Annotated in this window: 4 protein-coding genes; 3 read left to right on the top strand and 1 reads right to left on the bottom strand. The window is 55.9% G+C overall.

The window, feature by feature from the left end:
- The first annotated feature begins 289 nt into the window (after window positions 1-289).
- The 3 genes from HY768_00625 to HY768_00615 all read left to right on the top strand — a co-directional run bounded on the left by HY768_00625 (window position 290) and on the right by HY768_00615 (window position 4,816).
- Window positions 290-2,074, top strand: coding sequence for a DNA primase (locus HY768_00625; protein MBI4725727.1), 1,785 nt, complete (start codon window positions 290-292; stop codon window positions 2,072-2,074).
- 200 nt (window positions 2,075-2,274) lie between these two features.
- The gene (gene rpoD, locus HY768_00620) at window positions 2,275-3,999 is read left to right on the top strand and encodes an RNA polymerase sigma factor RpoD (protein ID MBI4725726.1); all 1,725 of its coding nucleotides are present in this window, start codon (window positions 2,275-2,277) and stop codon (window positions 3,997-3,999) included.
- Between the two features lie 196 nt (window positions 4,000-4,195).
- Window positions 4,196-4,816, top strand: coding sequence for a hypothetical protein (locus HY768_00615; protein MBI4725725.1), 621 nt, complete (start codon window positions 4,196-4,198; stop codon window positions 4,814-4,816).
- 41 nt (window positions 4,817-4,857) lie between these two features.
- On the opposite strand, the gene clpB is transcribed toward HY768_00615, so the two are convergent.
- Window positions 4,858-7,437 carry an ATP-dependent chaperone ClpB gene (gene clpB / locus HY768_00610; protein MBI4725724.1) on the bottom strand — a complete coding sequence of 860 codons (2,580 nt, stop codon included), beginning with the start codon at window positions 7,435-7,437 and terminating at the stop codon, window positions 4,858-4,860.
- Between the last annotated feature and the right edge of the window lie 177 nt (window positions 7,438-7,614).

The following is a 7,614-nucleotide window of genomic DNA, read 5'->3' as shown; positions in this document are numbered from 1 at the left end:
TCAAAACTTGAACAAAATGTCCTGCGCTATAACCGTCCATTTTGGACGGTTATAGCGAAAAGTCATTATATGCGAAATTAGCTGTAATTACAACTATTTTGAAGCTTTTCTTTGATAATATTGCGCATTTTTGAGGTTATATATAACCCTAAGCACCAAGCTCTAAACCCTAAATCCTAAACCATGGCAAATTTCAAAACAACAAATCTCTAAACAGTATAAGGCTTTGATATTAGCTATTAGTATTTGTTTAGGATTTCGAAATTAGAATTTCGTATTTAGCCGTCAGATGCCCATCCCCGAACATATAATAGACGAGATCCGCCAGGCCAGCGATGTGGTGGACATCGTGGGCCAGTACCTGCCGTTGAAGAAGATGGGCGCCACCTACAAAACCCTCTGCCCCTTCCACCAGGAAAAGACCCCTTCGTTCAACGTCAACCCTCAAAAGCAGATCTGGCACTGCTTCGGCTGCGGCAAGGGCGGCAACGTCTATACTTTTTTGATGGAGTACGACAAGGTCTCGTTCGTGGAGGCGGTGCGCACTTTGGCCCAAAAGGCCGGCATCAAGATCCCCGAAGCCCGGGCCGACTTCAAGGGAGGCCAGCACGACTTGCTGTACCAGGCCAACGAGCTGGCCGCCCGCTTTTTTTCCGACAACCTGGCCGATCCCAAAAACCGCGCCGCCCGGGATTATCTGGATAAGCGGGGCATTACCAAGGAGACTATAGAACTTTTCCGGCTGGGCTACGCTCCCAATGAATGGGACTCACTTCTCAAGGCCGCCGGCCGCTCCGGCCTGTCCCTGCCGCTGTTACAGGAGGCCGGCCTGGTGGTGGCCCGGGAAACCGGCCCCGGCTTTTACGACCGCTTCCGCCACCGGATCATATTCCCCTTCTTTTCTCTGGGCGGTCGGGTGATCGGTTTCGGCGGGCGCAGTTTGGAACAGAACCCCCAGGCCAAATATCTAAATTCGCCCGAAACCCCGATCTACCACAAGGGACGCGGCTTTTACGGCTTCAGCCAGACCAAGTCGGCCATCGGCGACGTCGGCTTTGCCATTCTGGTGGAAGGCAACTTTGACCTGATCGTCCCCTTCCAAGCCGGGTTCAAGAATATTTTGGCCACCGCCGGAACGGCTTTGACCCCTGACCAGGCCCGGCTGTTGTCGCGTTATGCCCGCCGGGTGGTGGTTTGCTACGACCCCGACAACCCCGGCCAGGCCGCCACCGAAAGAGCAATCGAACCCTTGCTGGAAGCGGGCCTGGACGTCAAGGCCGCCCTGCTGCCCCCCAATCTGGACCCCGACGCGTTCTTGCGCGAGCGCGGGGCCGAAGAGTTTGGGGCCTTGATCAAAAATGCGATCACCTTCGTGGAGTTTATGGTGATGCGGGCCAGCATGCAGCGCGACCTTTCCCAGATTTCGGAGAAGAGCCGCCTGGTCAACGATCTGGCCGGGCTGATGGTCAAGGTCGAGGACACAGTGTCCCGGGCGCACTATGCCAAGGAAACCTCGGACCTCTGCAGAGTGGACGAATCGCTGGTCTGGGACCTGGTGCGCAAAAAACAGGGCCTGTCGCCAAAGCAGGCGGCGGCTCCGGGAAATGAATTGCCCAAAACCGACTGGGAGCACGAGCTCTTCGTCCTTTTGGTGAAACGACCCCAGTTTTTGAAACAATTCTGGCCCCAGCTTAAGGAGGGAGAACTGGCCTCGGACTGGCTTTCAGCCCTGCTGCAGAAAATGGATCAGATGTATCAGGAACGGGGGTTGATAGACCCGGCCGGACTGCTGGAGCAGTTCAAGGATCCTGAACAGCAGCAGAGCCTGGCTATGATCCTGGCCCGTTCCCGGCAGGGCGAAGACACTCTGGACGACGCGGACAAGGACCGCACCGTATTGCGGGATTATATTAAAAAACTTAAAGAAATGAAACTCAAGCCCCGGTTGAAGGAACTGCAGGAGAAAATCAAGGTTTCGGAAAAGGCCGGAGACCAGCAACAAGTAGCCCAACTGCTGGCCCAGTATCAGGAATTGCGGCAAATTTATGCTGGCAAAAAACGACTGATTTTGTGATATAATAAAAGGTTTACCAAAATTTGACAAATTCATCATGGGTCGATTAATTATTGTCAAAAAATTGGAAATGGGAAATCGGAATTTGTCTTGGTGTCACTTCGGCAGGCTCAGTGCACCGCTTGGTGGCAAAAAGCGATTATTAGAATATTTCTGCGGACATAATCCGGGCCCAAAATCCTGAAAGCCAAGGAGGGTTCATGGACGATAAGTACGTCAAGAAGAAGATCAAGCAGATCATCGGCTTTGGAAAAGCCGCGGGCTTTATCACCTATGCCAAGCTTAGCGAAATGCTGCCGGTGGAGGTGGTTTCGGCCCAGGACATGGAGAACTTCATCCTGATGCTGGCCCAGAGCGGGGTGGAGGTGGTGAACTCCGAAGAGGAATATAAGCAGATCAAGGAACTGCGGGACAAAACCAAGTCCAAGGAGGACGAAGGGGAAACGTCGGTCGGCATCCACTACGACGACCCGGTGCGGATGTACCTCCACGAAATAGGCAAGATCCCCCTGTTGGACCGGGAACGGGAGATCGAGATCGCCAAGAAAATCGAGGAATGCCAGTACGACATCCTGAACCTGGCCTTTACCGCCCCTTTCAACATGCGGGATTTCATGCACCTGGCCAAAAAGTTCCAGAAGCACGAGCTGGCTATGGAAGAACTGGTCCAGACCGACATCGACGGCTGGATGCCCAATTACTCCTCCAACCGGGAGCGCCAGAAGATCATCCAGTTGTTAAAACGGATTCAGAAGGAATACAAGCAGATCGAATACCTGCTGACCCTGAAAAACCAGGAAAAGGCCATGCCCAAGGTCGTTCAGCACCGGAAGAAGATAGCCGTCAGCCTGCTGGCCTTAAGGCTCAACCCCGACCTGCTGATCGGCATGGTCAAGAAGATCCACCAGGCCGACCACCAGATGAAAAAACAGAAGCACATCCAGGACCGGGCCCTCCATCAATCGGGCTTAAGCTATGAGGAGATGCGGGCGGCGCTTTTGGTTTTTAAGTCCGGGAAAAAAACCAAGCCCGAGATCAAGGCCAAACTGAAGATCAACAAGGAAAAACTGGCCGCCTTCAAGGAAGAATACGACCTGGCCGCCAAGGAGATGGACCGGATCGGCCATGAGTTCAAAATGGACCCCCGGCTGGCGATGGAGCTTTCCCTGAACATCCGCCATAAGCAAAAGGCCCGGGACGGAGCCAAAAAAGAAATGGTGGAATCCAACGTCCGGCTGGTGATCTCCACCGCCAAGCGCTACATCAACCGGGGGCTGGAGTTTTTGGACCTGATCCAGGAAGGCAATTCCGGGCTGATGCGGGCGGTGGAAAAATTCGATTACCGCAAGGGCTACAAGTTCTCCACCTATGCCACCTGGTGGATCCGCCAGGCCATCACCCGGGCCATCGCCGACCAGGCCCGCACCATCCGGGTGCCGGTGCACATGATCGAGGCCATCAACAAGGTCTCCAAGGCCTCGCGCAAATTAGTGCAGGACTATGGCCGCGAGCCCACCAGCGAAGAAATCGCCGAGCACATGGAAATGCCGTTTGAGAAGGTCCGGGCCATCATCAAGGTGGCCCAGGAGCCTATTAGTTTGGACAAGCCCATCGGCGACGACGAGGACGCGGTGTTCGGAGATTTCATCGAGGACGTCTCGGCCAAATCCCCGGCCCGCACCGCCAACTTTTTGATGCTCCGCGACCAGATTGAAAAGGTCCTTTCCACTTTAACCAAGCGCGAGGAGCACATCGTCCGGCTGCGCTTCGGCCTGAATGACGGCTGCCCCCGCACTTTGGAGGAAGTGGGCACCATGTTCAACGTGACCCGGGAGCGGGTGCGGCAGATAGAGGTCAAGGCTTTGAGAAAATTGCGCCATCCCTCCCGCAGCAAACGGCTGGAAGGTTTTTCCGACGTACTGTAAACAGACCCCAAAAAGGCGCAGTTCAAACTGCGCCTTTTTTAATTTTTATACGGCATGACATGTGACGACCACCAACAAACACCCTGCCACTTGGAAAGCGATATACCCCCGGGTCATCAAGGCGGTTCGAGGTTAGGGCCTGCTGGAAACCGGCGACCGGATACTGGTCGCCGTCTCCGGCGGCGGCGACAGCCTGGTGATGCTGGACATGCTGGCCGGGATAAACGGAAAGATCGGCCGGAAACTGAAGCTGTTCTTTGTGGCGGGTCATGTTCCGGGCAGTTACGGTGGAAAGGAGATATTCCCCGCAGCGCTGTTGGCCAAGCACGCCAAGGCTTGCGGACTGGAGCTTGCGGTCTCGCAGACTGTTTTAAGGGACAATGTTTTTAAGGACTGCTTCAACTGCGCCATGGCCCGGCGCAAGGCGCTGTTCGACTTGGCCGAACGGGAGGGCGGCAACAAGATCGCCCTGGGGCACAACGCCGACGACCTGGTGGAGACCGCCCTGCTCAACATGTTCTACCAGGGGCGTTTTTCCAGCATGTCGGCCAAGCAGACGGTCCTGAAGGAAAAACTGACCACCATCAGGCCGCTGGCTTTGGTATGGAAGGAGCAGACAGACAGATATGCCTTGGAGCGTTTCGTCCGGCTTCCCAAGTTTGCCTACCCCGGCAGTCACGATTCCAAAAGGGATTTTATCAAGGAATTGATTAAAAAACTGAAAAAACAGAACCCCAAGATCAAGGCCAATATTTTAAAGGCCATAACAAATCCAAGGCTCGAATATTTACCGGTATTTAATAAGCCCAGGCTTTAAAGCTTGGGCCTATTAGTTGCAGTTTGTTTGGTGCTCTCATATCAGGATTTAGCAAAAACTATCTCCCCCTTCTTAACCTCCGCCTTCACCATATCTCCGTCCTTGAACTCTCCCTCCAATATCCTCATGGACAGCGGGTCCTGCAGCAATCTCTGAATGGTCCTTTTCAGCGGCCGGGCCCCGAAGGAGGGGTCATAGCCCTCGTTGGCCAAAAGTTCCTTGGCCTTCTCGGTCACTTCCAGCTTTATCTTCCGGTCTGCCAGCCTTTGGTACAGGTGCTTAAGCTGGATGTCCACTATGGCCGTGATCTGCGCCTTGTCCAACCGGTGGAAGATGATGGTCTCGTCCACCCGGTTCAAAAACTCCGGCCTGAAATGCTGGCGCATGGCCTCCATCACCTTTTCCCTCATCTTGTCCTCGTCGTCCCCCAGCTCGCTGATCCACTGGGAGCCGATGTTGGAGGTCATGATGATCACCGTGTTTTTGAAATCCACCGTCCGGCCCTGGCCGTCGGTCAGCCGGCCGTCGTCTAGTACTTGTAATAAGACGTTAAACACGTCGTGGTGGGCCTTTTCGATCTCGTCGAACAGTATCAGGCAGTAGGGCCGGCGGCGCACCGCCTCGGTTAGCTGGCCGCCCTCGTCGTAGCCCACGTAGCCCGGCGGCGCGCCCAGCAAACGGGAAACAGTGTGCTTCTCCATGTACTCCGACATGTCGATCCGCACCATGGCCCGCTCGTCGGCGAACAGGAATTCGGCCAGGGCCCGGGCCAGTTCGGTCTTACCCACCCCGGTGGGCCCCAAAAAGATGAAGGAGCCTATCGGCTTGTTGGGGTCGGACAGCCCGGCCCTGGACCGCCTGACCGCGTTGCCGATGGATTTTAAGGCCTCGTCCTGGCCGATCACCCGCTCCCTTAAACGTTCTTCGATCTTGACTAATTTGGCGGTCTCGCCCTCCAGCATCTTAGAAACAGGAATGCCCGTCCACTTGGCCACTACCTCGGCGATGTCCTCGTCGTCCACTTCCTCCTTCAGGAATTTCTGGGATTTTTGGATCTCGGCCAGGTGCTTGTTCTCATGCTCCAGATCCTTCTGAAGCGCAGCCAAGGTACCGTAACGCAGCTCGGCCACCTTGTTGTAGTCGCCTTTCCTCTCGGCCTGCTGCTCCTCGATCTTGGAATTCTCCGCCCGCTGTTTGATATCGGAGATCTTCTTGATGATGGCCTTCTCGTTCTGCCAGTGGGCCTTCATGGTGGAGGATTTCTCTTTCAGCTCGGCCAGCTCGGCGTCTAATTTGGCCAGGCGTTCTTTGGAAGCCGGGTCGTGGTCCTTCTTTAAAGCGGTGCGCTCGATCTCGGTCTGCATGATCCTCCGGTCTACCTGGTCGATCTCGGTGGGCAGGCTGTCGATCTCTATCCGCAGGCGCGAAGAGGCCTCGTCTATCAGGTCTACCGCCTTGTCCGGCAGGAAGCGGTCGGAGATGTAGCGCTGGGAAAGCGCAGCCGCGGCCACCAGGGCTGAGTCCTTGATCCGCACCTTGTGGTGCAGCTCGTAGCGCTCCTTTAAACCCCTTAAGATGGCGATGGTGTCCTCCACCGAGGGTTCCCGCACCATCACCGGGGCCAGTCTGCGCTCCAACGCCGGGTCCTTCTCGATGTTCTTGCGGTATTCGTCAAGGGTGGTGGCGCCCACCATCCGCAGTTCGCCCCGGGCTAAAGCGGGTTTAAGCATGTTGCTGGCGTCCATGGCTCCCTCGGCCTTGCCCGCTCCCACCAAAGTGTGCAGCTCGTCGATGAACAGGATCACCGTTCCGGCCGCGGCCTCGATCTCCTTGAGTACCGCCTTTAAGCGTTCTTCGAACTCGCCCCGGAATTTGGCCCCGGCAATCAAGGCCCCCAGGTCCAGCGACACCACCTTCTTGTTCTTTAAGGTCTCGGGCACGTCGCCGGAATTTATCCGCTGGGCCAGGCCCTCGGCGATGGCCGTCTTGCCCACCCCCGGCTCGCCGATCAGCACCGGGTTGTTCTTGGTGCGGCGGGAAAGCACCTGGATCACCCGGCGGATCTCATCGTCCCGGCCGATCACCGGATCCAGTTTGCCCTGGCGGGCAAGTTCGGTCAGGTCCCGGCTGTATTTGGCCAGGGCCTGGTATTTCCCCTCGGGATCCTGGTCGGTCACCCTTTGGCTGCCCCGCACCTCCACCAGGGCCTTCAGCAGATGGTTCCGGTTTACTCCGGAATTCTTCAGGAGCTGCGAAACCTTGCCGGGTTCCTCGGTCAAAGCCAACAGCAAGTGTTCCCCGGAAACATATTCGTCCTTCATCCGCTCGGATTCGGCCAGAGCCTTTTGCAATATTTTATTCAGAGCGTTGGAAAGATAGGGCTGTCCCGTGCCGCCGTAGACCTGGGGGAGGTTTTTGATCTCCGCTTCCGTTTGGTCCTTGAGCCGGGCCGGGTTGGCCCCCATTTTCTGGAGCCAAGGAACGGCCACCCCCTCCGGCTGGTCCAGCAGGGCGGCCAGAAGATGCTCCGGCGCTATCTCCTGCTGATTGGCCTGGGCGGCCAGCTGCGAAGCGGCTTCCAGAGCCTCCTGGGATTTAATGGTAAGTTTGTCCAGGCGCATATTCTTTCCCTCCGTAATATCGTCATAAATGCTTATCGGTTGGCTTTGGTATGAAACCGTACACCCCCCGATGCCTATATATTGAGGGTGAACTTTATTTCGGATATTAATGTAATGACCCTTTTATACTCGGAGTATATCCGGAGCCATTCTTTTTCGATGTCCCATTCTACGAAC

The organism is candidate division TA06 bacterium, from assembly GCA_016208585.1.
GTDB lineage: Bacteria > Edwardsbacteria > AC1 > AC1 > EtOH8 > UBA5202.
Note: the sequence above shows the minus strand (reverse complement) of the source record. Positions and strands in the feature narration are given on the sequence as shown.

Bases quoted from the DNA above. Each gene is read 5' to 3' on its own strand.
- HY768_00625 (MBI4725727.1), top strand. From the start codon at position 290: ATGCCCATCCCCGAACATATAATAGACGAGATCCGCCAGGCCAGCGAT.
- rpoD (MBI4725726.1), top strand. From the start codon at position 2,275: ATGGACGATAAGTACGTCAAGAAGAAGATCAAGCAGATCATCGGCTTT.
- clpB (MBI4725724.1), bottom strand. From the start codon at position 7,437: ATGCGCCTGGACAAACTTACCATTAAATCCCAGGAGGCTCTGGAAGCC.